15 protein-coding genes and 1 pseudogene are annotated in these 19323 nt (G+C 67.0%); 2 read left to right on the top strand and 14 right to left on the bottom strand.

The genetic code is table 11. The annotated features are described in order from the left end of the window. The 6 genes and pseudogenes from FZN60_RS13150 to FZN60_RS13125 all read right to left on the bottom strand — a co-directional run. Nucleotides 1–211 (bottom strand): pyruvate kinase (locus FZN60_RS13150; RefSeq protein ID WP_246726579.1); only part of this gene is annotated, 211 nt, incomplete at its 3' end. Between the two features lie 103 nt (nucleotides 212–314). Beyond that, the gene (locus FZN60_RS13145; protein WP_158873927.1) at nucleotides 315–1820 is read right to left on the bottom strand and encodes a tripartite tricarboxylate transporter permease; all 1506 of its coding nucleotides are present in this window, start codon (nucleotides 1818–1820) and stop codon (nucleotides 315–317) included. Nucleotides 1821–1832: 12 nt separating this feature from the next. Beyond that, nucleotides 1833–2333: a tripartite tricarboxylate transporter TctB family protein gene (locus tag FZN60_RS13140; RefSeq protein WP_158873926.1), complete on the bottom strand. Its 501-nt coding sequence runs from the start codon at nucleotides 2331–2333 to the stop codon at nucleotides 1833–1835. Between the two features lie 32 nt (nucleotides 2334–2365). After that, nucleotides 2366–3648 (bottom strand): annotated as a pseudogene (locus tag FZN60_RS13135) (glycerate kinase type-2 family protein). Nucleotides 3649–3793: 145 nt separating this feature from the next. Then, complete coding sequence (locus tag FZN60_RS13130) at nucleotides 3794–4870, bottom strand: tartrate dehydrogenase (protein WP_158873925.1); 1077 nt, start codon at nucleotides 4868–4870, stop codon at nucleotides 3794–3796. Between the two features lie 66 nt (nucleotides 4871–4936). Further along, a complete protein-coding gene (locus FZN60_RS13125) occupies nucleotides 4937–5905 on the bottom strand; it encodes a tripartite tricarboxylate transporter substrate-binding protein (RefSeq protein ID WP_158873924.1) in 969 nt (322 codons plus the stop codon). A gap of 127 nt (nucleotides 5906–6032) precedes the next feature. Between FZN60_RS13125 and FZN60_RS13120 the strand changes: the two genes are divergently transcribed. Next, nucleotides 6033–7064, top strand: a complete 1032-nt coding sequence (locus FZN60_RS13120; RefSeq protein ID WP_210253417.1) for a LysR substrate-binding domain-containing protein — start codon at nucleotides 6033–6035, stop codon at nucleotides 7062–7064. On the opposite strand, the gene FZN60_RS13115 is transcribed toward FZN60_RS13120, so the two are convergent. The 5 genes from FZN60_RS13115 to dctA all read right to left on the bottom strand — a co-directional run bounded on the left by FZN60_RS13115 (nucleotide 7009) and on the right by dctA (nucleotide 13666). After that, nucleotides 7009–8007, bottom strand: a complete 999-nt coding sequence (locus FZN60_RS13115) for a phosphoglycerate dehydrogenase (RefSeq protein WP_158873922.1) — start codon at nucleotides 8005–8007, stop codon at nucleotides 7009–7011. The genes FZN60_RS13120 and FZN60_RS13115 overlap by 56 nt on opposite strands. After that, nucleotides 8004–8735, bottom strand: coding sequence for a 2-keto-4-pentenoate hydratase (locus FZN60_RS13110; protein ID WP_158873921.1), 732 nt, complete (start codon nucleotides 8733–8735; stop codon nucleotides 8004–8006). The genes FZN60_RS13115 and FZN60_RS13110 overlap by 4 nt, the downstream gene beginning before the upstream one ends. A 41-nt stretch (nucleotides 8736–8776) precedes the next feature. Further along, the gene (locus FZN60_RS13105; protein WP_158873920.1) at nucleotides 8777–11065 is read right to left on the bottom strand and encodes an NADP-dependent malic enzyme; all 2289 of its coding nucleotides are present in this window, start codon (nucleotides 11063–11065) and stop codon (nucleotides 8777–8779) included. Between the two features lie 62 nt (nucleotides 11066–11127). After that, complete coding sequence (locus FZN60_RS13100; protein WP_158873919.1) at nucleotides 11128–12291, bottom strand: mandelate racemase/muconate lactonizing enzyme family protein; 1164 nt, start codon at nucleotides 12289–12291, stop codon at nucleotides 11128–11130. A 40-nt stretch (nucleotides 12292–12331) separates the two neighbouring features. Then, nucleotides 12332–13666, bottom strand: coding sequence for a C4-dicarboxylate transporter DctA (gene dctA / locus FZN60_RS13095; RefSeq protein ID WP_158873918.1), 1335 nt, complete (start codon nucleotides 13664–13666; stop codon nucleotides 12332–12334). A 175-nt stretch (nucleotides 13667–13841) separates the two neighbouring features. Here dctA and FZN60_RS13090 point away from each other — a divergent pair, with 175 nt between their 5' ends. Next, nucleotides 13842–14771, top strand: a complete 930-nt coding sequence (locus tag FZN60_RS13090; protein ID WP_158873917.1) for a LysR family transcriptional regulator — start codon at nucleotides 13842–13844, stop codon at nucleotides 14769–14771. A 421-nt stretch (nucleotides 14772–15192) separates the two neighbouring features. Here the strand turns inward: FZN60_RS13090 and FZN60_RS13085 are convergent, their stop codons facing one another. Genes FZN60_RS13085 through FZN60_RS13075 form a run of 3 tightly spaced genes read right to left on the bottom strand, consistent with a single transcriptional unit; the run spans nucleotide 15193 to nucleotide 19273 of the window. Then, nucleotides 15193–16278: a hypothetical protein gene (locus FZN60_RS13085; RefSeq protein WP_158873916.1), complete on the bottom strand. Its 1086-nt coding sequence runs from the start codon at nucleotides 16276–16278 to the stop codon at nucleotides 15193–15195. Then, nucleotides 16275–18008, bottom strand: coding sequence for a P-loop NTPase family protein (locus FZN60_RS13080; RefSeq protein ID WP_158873915.1), 1734 nt, complete (start codon nucleotides 18006–18008; stop codon nucleotides 16275–16277). The genes FZN60_RS13085 and FZN60_RS13080 overlap by 4 nt, the downstream gene beginning before the upstream one ends. After that, a complete protein-coding gene (locus tag FZN60_RS13075) occupies nucleotides 18005–19273 on the bottom strand; it encodes an N-6 DNA methylase (RefSeq protein ID WP_158873914.1) in 1269 nt (422 codons plus the stop codon). Before FZN60_RS13075 ends, FZN60_RS13080 begins: the two co-directional genes overlap by 4 nt. Nucleotides 19274–19323: the final 50 nt, after the last annotated feature.

The following is a 19323-nucleotide window of genomic DNA, read 5'->3' as shown; positions in this document are numbered from 1 at the left end:
GGAGGTCGGCGAGGATGCCGATGGGGCGCCCGACGGCGGCCTCGACCGAGCGGATGCGGCGGACCAATTCGCGCATCAGGTCGTGGTCGGCATGGCTCATGTTGATGCGGAAGACGTCCGCGCCCGCTTCATGCAGCTTGCGGATCATCGCCTCGTCGGAGGACGCCGGCCCGAGCGTCGCTAGAATCTTGACCCGTCGATTGCGTTTCATTGCGTGCCCGTGCCCCCGCGCGGCGCCTCGGTGAGCTGGACCATCCAGCTGAGGCATGGCCTCCAGATGGGTGATGCGGTGCTTGAACCGAGGCCCTCGTCGATCAATCGTCTTCGACGAAGACTTCCTTTCGCTTGTTGCGGATGGAGGGCAGGACGGCGACGATGACGCAGGCAAGGCCCATGGCGAGGAGCGTCGCCGAGATCGGGCGTGTCAGGAACACCATCGGGTCGCCGCGCGAGATGATCATGGCGCGGCGCAGGTTCTCCTCCAGAAGCGGGCCGAGCACGAAGCCCAGCAGCAGCGGCGCCGGCTCGCAGCCCAGGCGGATCAGCACGTAGCCGAGCACACCGAACACTGCGATGGCGTAGACGTCGAAGGGGTTGTTGTTGATCGAGTAGCAGCCGATCGAGGCGAAGATCACGATCGCGGGAAACAGCACCCGGTAGGGGATGGTCAGCATCTTCACCCAAAGCCCGATGAGGGGCAGGTTGAGGATGACGAGCATCGCGTTGCCGATCCACATCGAGGCGATGATGCCCCAGAACAGGGCGGGCTGGTCGTTGATGACGTTGGGCCCGGGCGTGATGCCCTGGAGAATGAAGGCGCCGACGATCAGCGCCATCACCGGGTGGGCGGGAATGCCGAGCGTCAGAAGCGGGATGAAGGAGGTCTGGGCGGCGGCGTTGTTGGCGCTTTCAGGACCCGCCACGCCCTCGATCGCGCCGTGGCCGAACTCCTTGGGGTTCTTCGACAGGTTCTTCTCGGCCGAATAGGAGGCGAAGGAGGCCAGGACATGCCCGCCGCCCGGCAGGATGCCGAGAACCGAGCCCAGGCCCGTGCCGCGCAGAACCGGGCCGACAATGCGGCGGAAGTCTTCCCTCGTCAGCCAAAGGTTGGTGACGCGGCTCACCCCCACCTCGCGCGTGCGCTCGGTCTCGAGGTTGCGGAAGATTTCGGCGACGCCGAACATGCCCACCGCCAGCGAGACGAAGTTGATGCCGCCGTAGAGCTCCTGGAAGCCCATGGTGAAGCGCGGCGTGCCGGTGGTGACGTCCTGCCCGACGGTTCCGAGCACCAGGCCGAGGCAGATCATGGCCAGCGCCTTGAGAACCGAGCCGTGGGCGAGCGAGATCGAGACGAGAAGGCCGAGAACCAGAAGGGCGAAGTACTCGGCCGCGCCGAAGTTCAGCGCCACGCGGGCGAGCGGGGGAGCGGCGACCGCCAGGATCAGGGTCGCGACCGAGCCGGCGAAGAAGGAGCCGAGGGCGGCGGTTGCGAGCGCGGGTCCGGCCCGGCCCTTGCGGGCCATCTGGTAGCCGTCGATGGCGGTCACGGCCGAGGAGGACTCGCCCGGCAGGTTGATGAGGATGGCCGTCGTCGAGCCGCCGTACTGCGCACCGTAATAGATGCCCGACAGCATGATGAGGGCGGTGACGGGCGAGAAGGTGAAGGTGATCGGCAGGAGCATGGCGATGGTCGCCGTCGGGCCGATGCCGGGGAGCACCCCGACAAGCGTGCCGAGGAGGACGCCGACGAAGCACCAGAGTAGGTTGACCGGCGTGAAGGCCGTCTCGAAGCCGAGGGCGAGGTGGGAGAGGAGTTCCATGACGCGCTCTCGTCAGAAGACCTGGAAGGGACCGAAGGCCGGCCCGATCGTTGGAAGCGACATGCCAAGGCCCAGCTTGAAGACCAGCCAGCAGAGCGCGGAGAGCGCGGCGGCGATGGCGAGGGCGGAGAGGATGGTGTTCTTTACCGAGGCGAGCGCGACGATGAAGACGCACAGGAACACGACCGGCACGATGCCGAGCTGGCGGCCATAGGCGCCGAAGATGACGAGCGAGACGCAGACGAGGACGATGCCGCGCCAGGAGACCGGTCCGGCCTCGGCGGTGTCGTGCTTGTTGCGAAAGCCGGTGACGGCCACGGCCGCGCCGAAGACGCCGAGAAGAACCGCCAGGGTCAGCGGGATGAAGCCCGGCCCCATGCGGATCGTGCGACCCATGTCGTAATGCGTCGCTTCCCAGGCGAAGGCGATCGCGATGACGAGGAAGATCAGCCCCGCCAACACGTCGCGCCTTGATCGGGACTGGTGCGCTTGCGCGTGCGGATTGCCGTCCATCGTTTCCCCTCTCAAGGAACGGGGCCAACTCGTCAGGGCAGGACGAGCAGGGCCCGGAAGTCGTTGACGTTGGTGAGCGTCGGTCCCGTGACGACCAAGTCGCCGATCCGGGAGAACAGGCTGTAACTGTCGTGGGCGCTCAGCATGGCCGCAGCATCGAGTCCTGCCGCCGCAGCCCGATGGAGCGTGTCCGGCATCACGATGGCACCCGCAGCGTTCTCGGTCCCGTCGATCCTGTCGGTGTCGGCCGAGAGGGCAAAGACGCCGGCTTCGCCCCGCAGGGCGACGGCGAGCGAAAGAAGGAACTCGGTATTTGACCTCCACGACCCGGGATCCCGGCACCGACCGACACCGTAAACTCGCCGCCTGACAGGATGACGGCCGGGCCAGGCAGCGGATGGCCATGCCGGCGCATCGAGCAAGCGATGCCGGCCATTAGGATGCCAGCCTCCCGAGCCTCACCCTCGAGGGCGTCGCCGAGGAGGAGCGGCGCGACGCCGTAACGCCGAGCCGCATGCGCCGCGGCCTCCAGTGCCATCTGCGGAGTCGCGATCATGCGGTAATCCGCTTCGAAGGCCGCGAGCGGCTCGGTTGGGCGAACGAGCAGCCGGCGGGCAGTCTCGGGCAAATTCGGCCCCAACCGTTCGGCCAGGGCCGACAGGTCGCCTCCTCCGTCCGGATCGTGAACCGTCGGACCGGAAGCGATAGCCCGCGGGTCGTCGCCGGGCACGTCCGACATCGCCAGCGTCACGAGCCGCGCCGGACGCGCCGCCTCCGCGAGGCGCCCGCCTTTGACGGCCGAAATGCGGCGGCGGACCTGGTTCATCTCGTTGATGCCGAGGCCGGAGGCAAGCAGCAGCCGATTGACCTGCCGCTTGTCCTCCAGCGTCAGTCCATCCGCCGGCAACGCCAGCAGCGAGGACCCGCCGCCGGACATGAGGGCGAGAACGAGGTCATCGGGCCCGAGTCCGTCGACCGTCGCCATGATCAGGCGAGCCGCCCGCTCGCTCGCCTCGTCAGGCACGGGGTGGGCGGCCTCGAGGACCTTGATCCGACGCGTGGGAACGCCGTGACCATAACGGGTGACGACAACCCCGGACAGGTCGAGGTCGGGCCAAGCTGCCTCGACCGCTTGCGCCATCACCGCCGCGGACTTGCCTGCCCCGACGACGATGCAGCGGCCAAGGGGCCTCTCCGGAAGCGCTGCGGCAAGGACCCGCATCGGATCCGCCGCGCCGACTGCCGCCGAGAACAGGTCAGCGAGCACCCTTCGCGCAAATCCTTCCTGCGTATCCGCAGCCTTGATGGCATCCATGCTCGATCCTCGAGCCTTATCCGGATGGTGTTCATCCTTACGAGCCGATGGTCGCCACCATCGGCTCATAAGGGACGGTCTCCACCACTCGAGCGCAACCTTGGGACGCCTTCTGAGCCGTCCGGGTTGATCCGGGAGCGAACGGTCACCGAGCGGAGAGGGATTCCGCAATCGCCTTGCCGCAGGTCGTCGTGTCCGCCGTGCCGCCGAGGTCTCGCGTACGCGCCTCGGGCCGCAACAGGCTCTCCTCGATGGCCTTGAGAATCCCGGCGGCAGCCTCTGCCTCGCCGAGGTGGTCCAGCATCATCGAACCAGCCCAGATCTGTCCGATCGGGTTCGCGACGTTCCTGCCCGCGATGTCTGGCGCCGAACCGTGAACCGGTTCGAACAGCGAGGGGAACTTGCGCTCCGGGTTGATGTTGCCCGAGGGAGCGATGCCGATCGTGCCGGTGCATGCCGGGCCGAGGTCGGAGAGGATGTCGCCGAAGAGGTTGGATCCGACGACGACGTCGAACCTGTCGGGGTTCAGGACGAAGTGCGCGGTCAGGATGTCGATGTGGTACTTGTCCCACCGCACGTCGGGATAGTTGGCAGCCATCGCCTCAACCCGTTCGTCCCAATATGGCATCGTCACCGAGATGCCGTTGGACTTCGTCGCCGATGTCAGGTGCTTGCCGCGAGAGGCGGCGAGGTCGAAGGCGTACTTGAGAATGCGGTCGACGCCGACCCGCGTCATGACCGTCTCCTGGAGAACGGTCTCGCGCTCGGTCCCAGGGAAGATGCGGCCGCCGATCGACGAGTACTCGCCCTCGGTGTTCTCGCGGACGACAACGAAGTCGATGTCGCCGGGCTTCCTTCCGGCAAGCGGGGACGGAACCCCCGGCATCAGGCGCACGGGCCGCAGGCTGACGTACTGGTCGAACTCGCGGCGGAACTGGATCAGGGAACCCCAGAGCGAGATGTGGTCCGGCACCTTGTCCGGCCAGCCGACGGCGCCGAAGAAGATGGCGTCGTGCCCCCCGATCTGGTCCTTCCAGTCGTCCGGCATCATCTTGCCGTGGCGCTCGTAATAGTCGCAGGACGCGAAGTCGAAGTGGTCGCAGCGGACCTCGAACCCGTAGCGGTCTCCCGCGGCCTTCAGCACGCGCAATCCCTCGGGCACGACCTCCTTGCCGATGCCGTCACCTGCGATGACGGCGACGCGGTAGACTCGATCGGTCATTTCTACGCTCCCAGTGTCCGTTCGGTCGATTGGGGCGGACCAGGGTCCGCCCGCTCGATCGTCTCCTCAGTCGGCGAACTGGCCAGCAGCCTCGATAATCGGCTTCCAACGCGTGATCTCACCGCCGAGCCTTTCCTTGAGCGCATCGGGGGTCGCCTGTGCCTCGGTCACGGGAAGGGTGGCGATGTCGTCGAGACGCTTGTGGACGTTTTCGTCGCGCACGGCCGCCTGCAAGCTCTCCGTCAGCTTCTTGATCACCTCGTCGGGCGTGCCCGCCGGTGCGTAGAGGCCATGCCAGACGCTGAGCTCGAAGTTGGGCAGGCCCGCCTCGGCCGTGGTCGGAAGGTCGGGCAGCGCCTTCTGGCGCTCGGCGGCAGTTACCGCGTAGCCCTTGATCTGGTTGGCCTTTAGGGCACCAGCCGTGTTCGTTGCCTGGTCACACGTAAGATCGATCTGGCTCCCCATCAGGTCGGTCATGATCGGACCGTTGCCCTTGTAGGGAACCGTCGTCATCTGCGCCCCGATGGTGGACATGAAGAGCATGCCGCAAAGGTGCGACGCCGCACCGATACCCGCATTGGCGTAGGTGATCGCCTCGCTGTCGGCCTTGATGGTCTGGATCAGCTCCGAAAGGTTCGATGCCGCGAAGTCCGGTCGCGCCACGATCGTCATCGGGGCCTCGGTCACAAGTCCGATGGGAGCGAATGCCTCGAGCGGCTTGAAGGAGAGCTGACGGTAGAGGGTCGGCGCCGTCGACATGCCGATGTGGTGGATCAGGATCGTGTAGCCATCGGGCTCCGCTTCGGCGGCCCGAGCCGCGGCGATCGTGCCGCCGGCGCCGGGAAGGTTCTCCACGAGCACCTGTTGCCCGAGTGACTTGGTCATGGCGTCTGCGGTGATGCGCGCCACGGTGTCGGTCGGACCACCAGCGGCGAACGGCACGAGCATGGTGATCGGCTTGGTCGGGTACTCCTGCGCGGCGGCGGGGGTCGCGATCAGCGCGGATAACGCGAAACTAGCGAGCAGTCGGTTCATGTGTTCCTCCCAGCTTGGATGGGGCAGGCCACGGCTCCCTGCCTTTGCCCCCGGGCCGCATTTCCCGTATTCTGCCGATCTCCGTCCAATGCCTATTCAGCCTAGATCTATGCCGGGGACTTCGACCATGGAAATGTCCTGGTTCGAAGACCTCTCGGCGTTGGCGAAATGCCTGAACTCTTCGCGAGCCGCCGAGATGCGGAACGTCACGCAACTCGCGTTCAGCCGACGGGTCCGGGCGTTCGAGGACTGGGTGGGCCATCCGCTCGTCGACCGTTCCAGCCACCGGCTCGAGCTGACGGCGGCGGGGAACGTGATGCTGGAGGTGGCCGACGAGGTCATGCGCTCGCTCGAGGCCGGCCGCAGGAGCGCCCAAGCCTCGATGGAGGATCGGCCGACGCTGCGCTTTGCCTCCACGCACGCCCTGTCGCTGACCGCGTTCCCGCGCATGTTGCGGGCGCTGGGGCCGGCGGCGACGGCCGTCCCCGTGCATCTCTACGCGGACAACATGGTCGCCTGTAAACGGCTCATGGCCGAGGGGCTGGCGGACTTCCTGCTCTGCCATCACCACCCGATGGCACCGACCCGCCTCGATCCCGGCGCCTACTCGTGGATGGTGATCGGAACCAACCGGCTCGTTCCCGTGTGCAGGCGGGAGGCCTTGGGGCAGCCGGTCTTCGCTGTCCCGGGCGACCCGTCCGACCCGACGCCCCTCCTGGCCTTCGACGGCAACTCGGGCATGGGCCGCATCGTCGAGGTAAGTCCCCACGCGAGGATCGACGGAACGCGCACCAACTTCACTTCGCACCTGGCCGTCGCCCTCAAGGCGATGGCCATGGACGGCATGGGCGTCGCGTGGCTGCCCCTGAGCCTTGTCGACGAGGAACTCGGCGAGGGCGGCAGTCTATGCGAGGTGCGGGGCGACTACGGCATCCCCGTGGACGTCGTCCTGCTCCGTCCGGCGCGCAACCTCGGCCAGACGGCGGAAGCCCTTGTGGAATGCGTTGGGGGGCAGCCTGTCCGCCGCCTGACGCGCGGCGGACAGGCCCGCCCGCGTCGGGCTCACGGGACGCGACCGCCGCCGTATCGCATTCCGGTGCCCGTCAGGGGCGTCGACCATCCGCGACGACCTGCTCGGCCGGGAGCCCGCTTCCGTTGAGCACCGCGACCGCGGCGGCCGCGGCGAGCATGTCCGTCCGAGCCAGGCTCTCCGCCGACGAGGCGGCCGCATGGGGGCTGGCGACGACGTTCGGCAAGGAAACCAGTTCCTTGGTCACGTCGGCAAACCCGGGCAGGCTCTCGCTCGCGAACACGTCGAGGCCGGCTCCGGCGATCCTCCCGCCACGAAGGGCCTCGAGCAGGTCGCGGTCGTTCACCACGCCGCCGCGCCCGACGTTGACTAGGATCGACGAGGGCTTCATCGAGCCAATCGCCGACGCGTCGATCATGAACTCGGTGGCGTCGGTGAGAGGGGTGTGGACCGAGACCACGTCGCTCTCCCGCAGAAGCGTCGCGAGGTCCACGAACGTCAGCGCGTTGTCGGCGCCCGCGCCGGAGGACGGCGGCGTTCTGGTATAGACGAGGACGCGGCATTCGAATCCCGCCAGCCGCTTGACGACGCTACGTCCCACACGGCCGAGGCCGACGATGCCGACGGTCTTCCGGTAGAGGTCGTGGCTGGTCAGGATCCGCCAGACGCCCCGCTCCATCTCCGACTGGGTCTCCCTCAGCCTTCGCAGGACGGCCAGCATCAACGCGACGGCATGGTCCGCCACCGATGCGTCGTTCCCTCCCGCGGCAATGGTGACGACGACGCCCGCCCGCCGGGCGGCGGCGAGATCGACCCTGTCGTGACCGACACCTCTGCGCGAGACGACCTTGATCCGCGGGAAGCGCTCCAGCACGTCGGACGTCACGTGCGACTGCCCGACGATCCACCCCTCCGCGTCGCGAAGGAGTTCGGTCACGTCCCCATCGGGGAGCGTCCCGTCCGACGGGGCGGCCCGGTGGACGGCCTCGAAGCCCGCTTCGCGGATCAAGGCATGGGCACCGGCATCGAAAGTCGGCGTCGTGATGACGATGCGGCGAGGCTTCGCTGTCACCGGCCCACCCGGTTGCCGGTCGGCTCGACGAGGTCGAAGCCGAACGCGAATCCGTTCCCGAAGCCGACCTCCACGTGTCCGGGACCGGGGATCGCCACGGCCCCGCACAACGAACCGGTCGTCACGCAGGCGCCCACTGCCAGAGGGTCCACCAAGCGCGCGTCCAGGTTGGCGAAATCGACGAGCCAGCCGAGGCAGTCGCCGTTGCCGTGCTTCGCGTCCGCGTCGAAGAGGGGCACGCCCTCGAGTTCCAGCTTCAGGCGGCCGCGCTGGATGTCATCGAGGTGATCGCGATCGAACAACGGACCCAGGAGATAGCCGTCGTTCCCCATGCGGTCGGCGACGAAGAGCGGGAACGAAACCTTCCCGTTCTCCAGGAACACGCTCCGGACGAGTTCCGCCCCGACGCGGAACTCGCCGACGGCATCGAGGATCTCGGCCCTCGTGTAGGCCTCGCCGGTCCTGACGGGGAGGTCGCGGCGCAGCGTCACCGCGACCTCGATCTCGAGCAGGGCGCCCTCGTGCCTGGTCAGGGCGTCCCCTTCGGCGACGAACGGGTGCAGCTCGGACACGACGGGCGTTCCCTCGGGCGAGCGGGCGACCTTCCATGCCGTCCCGGCCGGTGTCTCCAGGAATTGGATGCCGTTGGCCTCGGCCAATGCGGGCGCCCAGCCGAAGGCCAGCGTCCCGATGCGCGCCCCCGAGTTGCGCATTTCGGCGATCCGCATTGCGGCTCGCCTGCCTTCTTCGGAAACCCCGTTAGTGCCCGTCATGCCCGCGTTCCCTTCCAGTCGTTGACGCTCTCGGTGACGACCAGCGCGGTCATGTTCACGATCCCGCGGGTCGTCGTGGAGGGCACGAGGACATGCAGGGGTTTCGACATCCCGACCAGAATGGGGCCGACCGCGACGCCCCGGGTGACGGAGGTCAGGAGCGTCAACGCGATGTTCGCGGCGTCGAGCGAGGGCATGACGAGCAGGTTGGCGGGACCGTCGAGCACGCTCTCGCTCACGACGCTGGAACGGATCGACGGGTTGATCGCGGCGTCCGCATGCATCTCGCCGTCTATCCGCAGTTCGGGCGCCCGCGCGCGGACGAGCCGAAGGGCATCGCGCATCTTGCGCGCGCTGGGCGCCTTCGACGCGCCGAAGTTCGAGTGGGAGAGCAGCGCGACGTTCGGCGTGAGGCCGAAGCGCCTGACCTGCTCCGCCGCCATCAGCGTCAGCTCGGCCAACTGCTCCGCCGTCGGGTCCACGTTCAGGTGGGTGTCCGCGAAGAACAGCGTTCCCTGACCGTGGATGAGCGCGGTCAGGGCCGAGACGCGGTCGACGCCCTCCGCCCTCGGCACGATCTCCAGCGCCAGCCTCGTCTCCATCGACCAGTCGGCCGGGGTGCCGCACAGGGCGGCGTCGACGAGGCCGGCCTCGAGCAGCATCGCCGCCGCGACGGTCGGTTGCTGGCGCAGCCGCCGCCGCGCGGCCGCGGGCGGGACGCCCCTGCGCTCCACCAGCGCGACGTAGCGCTCCTGCAAGTCGGGGAGGAGCGCGTCGTCGCCGGTGGGATCGAACACCTCGACGTGGTCGTCGACGCGCATGCGCAGGCCCAGGCGGCGAATGCCGTCCTCGATCACGCCGCGGCGGCCGACGAGGACGGGCCGCGCCAAGCGCTCGTCGACGACGATCTGGGCCGCCCGGAGGATCGAGTCGCTCTCTCCCGCCGCATAGGCCACGCGCTTGGTCTCGCGTCTCGCGGACTCGAATAACGGCATCATCAACTGGGTGGAGCCGTGGGCATGCCGTCCGAGGCTCGCCCGGTAGGCCGCCAGGTCGCCGATCGGGCTGAGCGCCACGCCCGTCTGCTCGGCGGCCCTCGCGACGGCCGGCGCGACCTCAAGGATCAGTCTCGGGTCGAATGGCTTCGGGATGATGTGCTCGGGCCCGAAGAGCAGCGCCTCGCCGCCGTAGGCGTTGGCGACCGCCTCGTCGGGTTCGGCGCGCGCGAGGGCGGCGATCGCCGAGACCGCCGCCATCTTCATGGCCTCGTTGATCTCCGTGGCCTGGCAGTCAAGCGCGCCGCGGAAGATGTAGGGGAAGCACAGGAGGTTGTTCACCTGGTTTGGGAAGTCCGAACGCCCCGTCGCGACGATCGCGTCGGGACGGCGTTCCCGCACCAAGTGGGGCATGATCTCCGGGTTCGGGTTCGCCATCGCGAGGATCAGCGGGCGGGGGGCGAGCAGCGGCAGCCAGTCCGGTTTGAAGACCCCCGGCGCCGAGAGCCCGAGGAAGATGTCTGCGCCCCCGACGACGTCGCCGAGCGTCCGCGCGGTCGTCGCGTGGGCGAAGCGCCGCATGTTCGGCAGCATCTCGCCGGCCCGGTCGGCGTGGACCACGCCGTCGATGTCGGTCAGCGTGACGTTGGCGGGGCTCATCCCCATGGAGACCAGGAGCTCGACGCATGCGATGGCGGCCGCACCGGCGCCCGCCGTCACGAGCCTCACGTCCTCGATCCGCTTCTCCTGGAGCAGGAGCGCGTTGGTGATCGCGGCCGCGCAGACGATGGCCGTTCCGTGCTGGTCGTCGTGGAAGACGGGGATGCGCATGCGAGAGCGCAGTTCCGCCTCGATGAGGAAGCACTCGGGCGCCTTGATGTCCTCGAGGTTGATGCCGCCGAAGGTCGGCTCGAGGAGCGCGACCGCGTCGCAGAAACGGGCGACGTCCGTCGTGTCGACCTCGATGTCGAAGGAGTCGATCCCGGCGAACTTCCTGAAGAGGACAGCCTTGCCCTCCATCACCGGCTTCGAGGCGAGCGGGCCGATGTTGCCGAGGCCGAGGACGGCGGTGCCATTGGTGACGACGCCCACGAGGTTGCCGCGCGCCGTGAACTCGCGCGCCGCCGCGGGGTCGGCGACGATGACCTCGCAGGGAGCCGCCACGCCGGGAGAATAGGCGAGCGCGAGGTCGCGCTGCGTCTCCATCCGCTTGGTCGTCTGGATCCCCAGCTTACCGGGCTGCGGGTGGCGATGGTAGTCGAGGGCCGCCTGCCTGAAGTCTTCGATCATCGCCGCCTCCCCGGGCATGTCAGGATACGGACGGGCACGGTTTCCCGTGCCCGTCCGCGACGTCACTCCGCGAGTTCGCGCATGACCTTGATGAGGTCGGACTTGCCCTCGAAGCCGATGCCCGGCAGGTCGGGCATGACGATGTGGCCGTCCTGCACCTTCACGCCGTCCGGGAACCCGCCGTAGGGCTGGAACAGGTCGGGGTAGCTCTCGTTGCCGCCGAGCCCGAGGCCGGCCGCGATGTTGAGCGACATCTGGTGGCCGCCGTGCGGGATGCAGCGTTCCGGGGACCAGCCGAACTGGCGCAGGACGTCGAGGGTGCGCAGGTACTCCACGAGGCCGTAGGACAGCGCGCAGTCGAACTGGAGGTAGTCGCGGTCGGCGCGCATGCCCCCGTAGCGCAGGAGGTTGCGGGCGTCCTGGTGCGAGAACAGGTTCTCGCCTGTCGCCATCGGCGCGTCGTAGAATTCGGAGATCGCGGCCTGGAGCGCGTAGTCCAGCGGGTCGCCGATCTCCTCGTACCAGAACAGCGGGTAGTCCCGGAGCATCTTGGCGTAGGCGATGCCGGTCTCGAGGTCGAAGCGGCCGTTCGCGTCGACGGCGAGGCGCGCCTGCGACCCGATCTCCTCCAGAACCGCCTCGATGCGGCGCCGGTCCTCGTCGATGGGGGCGCCACCGATCTTCATCTTCACGACGTTGTAGCCGCGGTCGAGGTAGCCGCGCATCTCCTTGCGGAGCGCGGAGTCATCCTTGCCGGGGTAGTAGTAGCCGCCGGCTGCGTAAACGAAGACCCGCGGGTTGGCCTCGCGGCCCTTCATCTCGGCGAGAAGCCGGAAGAGCGGCTTGCCCTCGATCTTGGCGACCGCGTCCCAGACCGCCATGTCGATGGTGCCGACCGCGACCGAGCGCTCGCCGTGGCCGCCGGGCTTCTCGTTCATCATCATCTTGGCCCAGATGCGATGGGGGTCGAGGTTGGTGCCGGCGTCGTTCAGGAGGCTCTGCGGGTCGGCCTCGATGATCCGGTCGCGGAAGCGCTCGCGGATGAGGCCGCCCTGGCCATAGCGGCCGTTCGAGTTGAAGCCGTAGCCGACGACGCGGCGACCGTCGCGGACGACGTCCGTCACGACCGCGACAAGGCTGGCGGTCATCTTCGAGAAGTCGATGTAGGCGTTGCGGATGGGCGAGGCGATCGGCTTGGTGACCTCGACAACGTCGACGATGCGCATGGAAGTTCTCCCTTGGGTTCTCGGTTGGCTAGCTGAATGGTCAGTGCTGGGGGACGAGGTTGTGGCTGTCTTCGGGCGCCTCGTCCTGGACGTCCGGAAGTTTGCCCTCCCGATGGAGGCGCATCACCTCGCGCGCCTGGCTCCGATCGAACACGCCCTCCCAGTTGGCGACGGCGATCGTGGCGATACCGTTGCCAATGAGGTTCGTGACGGCACGCGCCTCGTTCATGAAGCGGTCGACGCCGAGTAGCAGGACGAGGCCCGCAACCGGGACGGTGCCGATCGACGACAGGGTGGCCGCCAGGGTGATGAATCCCGCTCCGGCGACGCCCGCGGATCCCTTCGAGGTCAGGAGCAGGACGCCGAGGAGCACGAGCTGGTCGGCGATGCCGAGATCGGTGTTGGTGGCCTGAGCGACGAAGACTGCGGCCATCGTGAGGTAGATCGACGTGCCGTCGGCGTTGAACGTGTAGCCGGTGGGCAGCACCAGCCCGACCACGGTCTTGTCGCATCCCAGCCGCTCGAGCTTGGCCAGCATCTGGGGCATGACGGCCTCGGTCGAGCAGGTGCCGAGCACGATGAGGATCTCGTCCTTGAAGTAGCGGAGGAACGAGGGCAGCGGGAACCCGGACCAGTAGGCAACGCTGCCGAGCACCACGACCACGAACAGGATCGAGGTGACGTAGACCCCGAGCATGAGGTAGGCGAGCGACCAGATCGTGCCGATGCCGTACTTGCCGATGGTGAAGGCGATGCCCGCGCCGGCTCCGAGCGGGGCGAGCCGCATCACAATGCCGACGATCTTGAACAGCGTCTGCAACAAGGCATCGATCAGGCCGACGAGCGGCTTTCCGCGCTCCCCGAGCTGGACCAGCGCGACGCCGACCAGGACGGAGATGAGGATCACCTGGAGCATCGCGCCCTTGGCGAAGGCGTCCACGATCGTGACCGGGATGATGTCGAGCAGGAACTTGACGATGCCGTGATCGGCCTGCGACGCCTGGACGTAGGTGGAGATGGACGAGGTGTCTATGTGCGTCGCGTCGATGTTCATTCCCTCGCCAGGACGCATGACGTTGACGACGACGAGCCCGATTAGGAGGGCGAGCGTCGAGACGATCTCGAAGTAGAGCAGCGCCTTCGCGCCGATGCGCCCGACTTCCTTGATGTTGCTCATCTTGGCTATGCCGACGACGACGGTGCCGAAGATGATCGGCGACAGCAGCATCTTGATGAGCTTGATGAAGCCGTCGGCGATGGGCTGGAGCGAGGTGCCGACCTGTGGCCAGAGGAAGCCGATGAGCCCTCCGATCGTTATGCCGATCAGAACCTGCACGTAGAGTTGGTTGAGGACGCCGGAGCGTAGTGTCTTCATCTTCCTGGACCCTCCCTTGCCCAAGCCTCCGCGTCACGTACCGATTGACCTGTAAGGGAAATTGTCCCAGCTTCGGTCCGTGCTCGGCGGGCGGGTGATGGAGGATCCGTAGCCCTGCTCGAGGGGCAAGGCTAATGCATTTGAAGTGTCTGTTTATGACGAAGGCGCATTACCGATGGAGTCGATGTGGCTTGAGGACTACCTCGCCTTAGCCGAAACGCTTAACTTCTCGCGCGCTGCGGAACGGCGCAATGTCACGCAGCCCGCTTTCTCGAGACGTGTCCGCGCGCTCGAGCAGTGGGTGGGAACTGACCTCTTCGTGCGGACGACCCACTCGGTTTCGCTCACCGCGGCCGGCCTGCATTTCCAAACACAGGCCGCAATGCTCAGCAGGGCCATCCAGCAGATGCGTCGCGATACGCTGGCCGTTGCGGAGAGGCAGGCCCATACCTTGACGATAGCGGCCACCCACGTACTCTCATTCACGTTCTTCCCGACCTGGATCCGCCGGAACGACGAACTATTCGGTCGGGGCAATCTCAACCTGGTCTCCGACAGCATGGAGGCGTGCGAGCAGATCCTGTCGCGCGGGGACGCACAGTTCCTGCTGTGCCACCATCATGCCGCTGTCCCGAGCAGGCTTGATCCCCAGCAGTTCAAGAGCACGATCGTTGGATCGGACACCCTGGTGCCCGTTAGCGCTCCAGGGCCGGAGGGAAGGGTATTGTGGTCGTTGGACCAGCCTGGGGGCATGGACTATCTGGCGTATAGCGAAAAGTCGGGGCTGGGCCGCATAATCGCCACTGTGCAATCCGACACTGTAGCACGATCCTCGCGCACCCCAGTGTTCAAGTCCCACCTAGCCGCGACCCTTCTAACCATGGCGAGGGCGGGAACGGGACTGGCGTGGTTGCCAATGACCCTTGCAGAGGACGATCTCCGCGACGGGCGCCTCATGATGGCTGGCCCGCCCGAGGTCGCGATACCCGTCGAGATACGGTTGTTCCGTCCAGCATCCCGGCAGAGCGGAGTCATCGAATCCGCTTGGGCTGCTTTGACGTCGAGCGAAAGCAAGTCTTTAGAAGCTGCTATGGACCACGGATAGGCGTTGTGCTGGTCGTATCAGTGAGGCCATCCGGGGCGTCGGCCAGTCGAGTCAAGACAGACGTCTTTGCTCGACGACCCTCCGACCAGAACGAGCCTCGCTGATCCGACACACCACTGTCCACGGTCCATAGCAGCCTCTAGGGGCATCTCAACGAGGGACGCCGACAGTCGGGGCAGGGTAAGTGACGATGTCCTTTCGAATGCCTCCGCTTCGGGAATTTGGCGATCGGCAAACCACCACGTGATGCCTCCAGGGCACGAGCCCCGGCGAGATGGCGACGACGGCCCTCGGTAAGCTCTCGCTCGTGCCAGGCTCCGGCTACGGCAACCGCTGATCACGCTCAAGCAGGGCGGCCTCGCCGACCCGGCTGTTCGGGTGCCGACCATCTCACAATCGGCATCCGGGATCGGCTTGCGGGTCAGGTGATTGGGTCCTCGCGCGTGGGGGTGAACGGACTGTCTTCCGACGAGGCGCTCGCCATGCTACGTCGCCGTCTCCTGGGCACGACGGGGGGAACCGGATCGGGAAGCGATCGTGCGTTGTCCGGCTCCGCGGCGGCGTGCCGTTGTTCGAGCGTGTCAGGTTTTGGATCAGTCAGTGCCGTGCCGGATTTAGCCGCAGCTGCGAGAGCGGCGTCCTGCCGCTCTTCCATCTTCCGTGCCTTCCTGAGGTTCAGGTCCCTGAACGTCCTGTATGCCTCGGCGGCGCCAACGCTAGGCGGAGTGCCCCGGCGGACTGCGAAGAGATCGTAGAAGGGCGCGAAAGCGTCGGCATCGGCGTCGACGTCCCAGGTCCAGCGCCATCCGCATTGAGGATTTGGACCATTCTGGTCGTCAACGGTCCTGTCCGTGACGAAGCGGAAGATGTGGTTGTTAAGGGCTTTCACGAACTGCTGAAGCGCGTCCGCGATGTCATTGAGGCCGTCGACGTCGGCAGTGAAGATCTGTCCGACGAGGTGCGCGTGTGTCGAGAGGCCCAGGTCGTTCGCGTTCTTGGTGCCGAGGTAGCCGAAGCGGTGGACGCAGCAGTGTCGGACGTGGCAGATCTTGTCGTAGGTGGCGAGGGCGTTGGCCAGCTCCGACGGTAGGTTGGCCATCCCGATCTCGTTCAGACGCGACTTGAGCTCCTTCACCGAGGCGAAGGAATCCTCGTAGAGCGCCTCCGCCAACGTCTCCCGCGGGCGGGACATCGCGACCGCGAATGAGATCTGCTTGCTCCCGAGCTTGAGCATCGTTACCGGGTCCACGTGCGCGAGCCGGCTCAGGAGCGTCCTGAAGTAGGTTTCCACCGCGGAGAGGTAGCCGAGCACGACCACGGCCGCGAGTTCGGGGGTCGGCGCTTCGGACGCGGTCGCGTTCACCAGGATCTTGTTAATGGCGTTGGTGTTGGCGATGAAGTTGTCAATCGGGCTCGGCTGGCTGTCGACCGGTCTGAAGAGCCGAGCCGTGTCGATGTGCGGGATCTCGCCGACCGCGACGAGCGGCGGGTGCGCGGGGCCGCTCAAGACATGGCCTCGTCGATGTAGGACTCCACGCGCTGGATGATTCTCATCGATCTGGCCGGGCCGATATCGAGAATCTTACGCAAATCGCTTCCCGGGTCGCGGGACGCGAGCAGCTCGCCAATCGTGCGGATCCCGCTTCCCTGCAGCTTCTCCGAGAGAAACGGTGTGAGGCCCGGGACTGACGGCATGCCCATGGCCATGATCCGGTTGTAGATTAGCTCGTCCGTGAGGCGGTTGCCGCAGTGTTGGCAGAAGCGCTGCTTCTCGTTCTGCCTCGGTGCGCCGCAGGCCTGGCAGGCGGGCAGGTCTAGCTTCAGCGGGCCGCGGACCTTCTGCTGCTTGAGCACCGTCTCGAAGGTCCGGCGTACCGGATGCTTCGAGTCGGGCCGCTCGATGAACTTCACGATCGCCGCCGCCGAAGTGCCGCGGCTGCCGGCTGAGAACGTACGCGCCGCGATTAGGGCGGCAAAGTGGGGGATGAAACGGCGGTAGCGGCGGTCTGGTCCATGGGAGACCTCCTGCTCGCGGGACAGGAGACCGGCCTCAGAGAGGAGGTCGACCATGCGCGTCGTGAGCGAGTCAAACTCCGATGCGTCGATGCCGATCGCAACCTGCTTTTGTCCCTTCTCGACGAGGCCTTCGTTGTGGTCGCGGATCGCCTCTACGACCCCGTTGAAGAACCGCTCGCCCACCGTCACGAGTGTTTTAAGCTCGACGATCTTCTCCGCTAGGGACAGGAACTCGGCGACGCGGTTGTCCCTCAGGTCGCGGACGATCTGGATCAACTTTGCCTGGGAAGCCGCCGTGCCGCTCCTGCGCCCGGCGTTGCCCACGACGGAATTGTACTCGCGAATCAGCGAAAGGTAGGCGCGCGGGATGCCGAAGGCTGCGTATTGCAGGAGCGTGTTGGCGTCGGACGGGACCGTGGCGAGACCCGACGGGTAGCGTCGGGCGGCGATCGTCTGCATCATCTGGGCGTAGCCGGGCTCGGTGACCGGAACCCAGGCGGAAACGGTCCGCCCCTCGTGGTCGGCGTGGAAGCGGGGACCGAATACGGTCGTCCCCGGGTAGATCGAGCACTTCGGCGCGATCTGGGCCGACTTTACGACGCGCAGGATGTCGAGGAATTCGGACATAAACGCCGGCGCCAGCGTCAGCGCGGCATCGTCGAGCAGCAGGACAATGCGCTTGCGCCCGGCCCGCTCGGCCAGCTTCACGAGCGTCGCCTTCACTGACTCGACCGAAAGCCTGCGGTGCAGATCCTCGTCCTCGTCCTCGAGGTCGAACCTTCTCTCAAGGTTATTGATGAAGGCTTGGAGTCGCGCCCCGCCGCCGGACGCGACGCCGGACACCCTCTCGAGGGTCTCGTGCCCGGCCTGCAGAATTCTGGCGAGCACCCACGAGTGGAAGAGTGCGCGCGCGTCCGTCCTCGCCGCGGACCAGGGCTCCAGGCTGAGGTACTTGTTGAGCGAGGTGTAGATGCAAAAGGGCTTCGTTTCATCGTCGAGGCACTCGAGCCATGCGTAGCGCATCAGGTGCGTTTTGCCGCACCCCCTCGGGCCGACGAGCAGCACCAAGCCCTTCGAGTGCAACTTGCGGACCACGTCGTCGAAGTGATCGCCGGTGGCCGTGCCGTCCCGCAGCACGTCCTCCTCCACATGATCCGCGCGTTCCTCGAACGCCTCCTCTAACCAGTCGTCCAGCGGAGCTGGCGGCGCTCCGACGCTCATGCGACCTCCAGCTCCAGTTCGAGGAGATCCGCTTTTGACAGCATGCGCGCGCCGACGCCGCGGGACGTTTTCAGGAGCGCCTCGCTGCCCGAAGGCGAACTCAGCGCGTTGAGCACGGCCCTTTTCCAGCGGTTCGGCACGCGGATCGCGTAGACGCAGTCGCTCAGGATCGCGCTGCCCGCGGCGACCTGGCAGACCTTTCTGTGCAGATTGCGGTCGACCCGCGCGAGGAGGATGTCTCCTGCTCGCGCCACCCTGCGGCCCACTCTGTCGTCCGCGCAGAAGTCGCTCCGGAGTTCGACCGACGCTCCCGGTGCCTTTCGGAAGCTAGTCGTATGGAAGACGGGCTGGGTCGCTGAACGCGCCTCGGCAGACGAGAGGTTTCCCCGCACGATCTCGGCCCCGATGTCGCACAGCCTGAAGGTAGAGCGGCCGGACGTCCGCCTCGGCAGGTGGAACTCGTGGTCCATGCGGTTTTCCGCTGCCTCCCACGAGATCCTGATCGGCTCGCGCAGCCCGTCCTCGCCCAGCCGGGCCAGCTCGATGTCCCCGCCGCCGCCGGGCTCGTTCCGGAAGACCACGATGTGCGCCTGGGCATCAGTCCCGCTGAAGGACCTGCGAGGAAGCTGGATCACGCAGCTGACGCTCACGCGCGAGAGCAGCGACCGGCGGAAGCTCCTGGCGCGCCGCCCTGAGACCAGCCCGTCCGGCACGATCACCCCGATCTCGGCCCGACGCCCGGCCATGCGCAGGATTTGCGCCACGAACAAGGTTTCCGCCGCGACGGGGCTGGGGTTGCGGCGCGCCTCTCTCGGCAACCCGGCCTCGGACAGGATCCGGTCAAAGCCCTGCCGCCAGGGAAGCGTTAGGTATGGGGGATTGCACAGCGCCACGTCGAAGCTGCGGTGTGCGAGGCGCGCGGGGAGGTCCTCGTCGAGCGCGTCCAGTTGCAGGTGCGTGTGCCGCCGGTCCGCCACAAGGCGCATGCTGTCGCAAATTCTCGCGCCGGCCTGCTGGTCGACGTCCACCGTCACGATGTCGGCGGCGGTCCAGCGCCTCGCCGCGGCGAGCGAGAGCGCGCCACCCCCCGAGCCGAGGTCGAGGATGCCGGCGGGGTGTTCCCTGTCGAAGAGGTCGACGAACCGGCTGCCGACAAATTCGGCCGTGTAGTGGCGCGCCAGCGGGTCCCTGGTGCCGGCATAAGCATGGAGCATTCGCATCGGTCCGGTGTCTGCGGCACGCTTGGCTTGGCCAAGCGGGGTCACGGTGGATTCTCCCTGGTACCATCGCCCAGCCGCGCGGCTTTCTCAACGAG

This window comes from Antarcticirhabdus aurantiaca, assembly GCF_009765365.1.
Classification (GTDB): domain Bacteria; phylum Pseudomonadota; class Alphaproteobacteria; order Rhizobiales; family Rhizobiaceae; genus Antarcticirhabdus; species Antarcticirhabdus aurantiaca.
Note: the sequence above shows the minus strand (reverse complement) of the source record. Positions and strands in the feature narration are given on the sequence as shown.

What these genes read in the sequence shown, in the direction of transcription:
- FZN60_RS13145 (WP_158873927.1), bottom strand. Translation starts at nt 1,820, where the DNA reads ATGGAACTCCTCTCCCACCTCGCCCTCGGCTTCGAGACGGCCTTCACG.
- FZN60_RS13140 (WP_158873926.1), bottom strand. Translation starts at nt 2,333, where the DNA reads ATGGACGGCAATCCGCACGCGCAAGCGCACCAGTCCCGATCAAGGCGC.
- FZN60_RS13130 (WP_158873925.1), bottom strand. Translation starts at nt 4,870, where the DNA reads ATGACCGATCGAGTCTACCGCGTCGCCGTCATCGCAGGTGACGGCATC.
- FZN60_RS13125 (WP_158873924.1), bottom strand. Translation starts at nt 5,905, where the DNA reads ATGAACCGACTGCTCGCTAGTTTCGCGTTATCCGCGCTGATCGCGACC.
- FZN60_RS13120 (WP_210253417.1), top strand. Translation starts at nt 6,033, where the DNA reads ATGGAAATGTCCTGGTTCGAAGACCTCTCGGCGTTGGCGAAATGCCTG.
- FZN60_RS13110 (WP_158873921.1), bottom strand. Translation starts at nt 8,735, where the DNA reads ATGCGGATCGCCGAAATGCGCAACTCGGGGGCGCGCATCGGGACGCTG.
- FZN60_RS13105 (WP_158873920.1), bottom strand. Translation starts at nt 11,065, where the DNA reads ATGATCGAAGACTTCAGGCAGGCGGCCCTCGACTACCATCGCCACCCG.
- FZN60_RS13100 (WP_158873919.1), bottom strand. Translation starts at nt 12,291, where the DNA reads ATGCGCATCGTCGACGTTGTCGAGGTCACCAAGCCGATCGCCTCGCCC.
- dctA (WP_158873918.1), bottom strand. Translation starts at nt 13,666, where the DNA reads ATGAAGACACTACGCTCCGGCGTCCTCAACCAACTCTACGTGCAGGTT.
- FZN60_RS13090 (WP_158873917.1), top strand. Translation starts at nt 13,842, where the DNA reads ATGGAGTCGATGTGGCTTGAGGACTACCTCGCCTTAGCCGAAACGCTT.
- FZN60_RS13080 (WP_158873915.1), bottom strand. Translation starts at nt 18,008, where the DNA reads ATGAGCGTCGGAGCGCCGCCAGCTCCGCTGGACGACTGGTTAGAGGAG.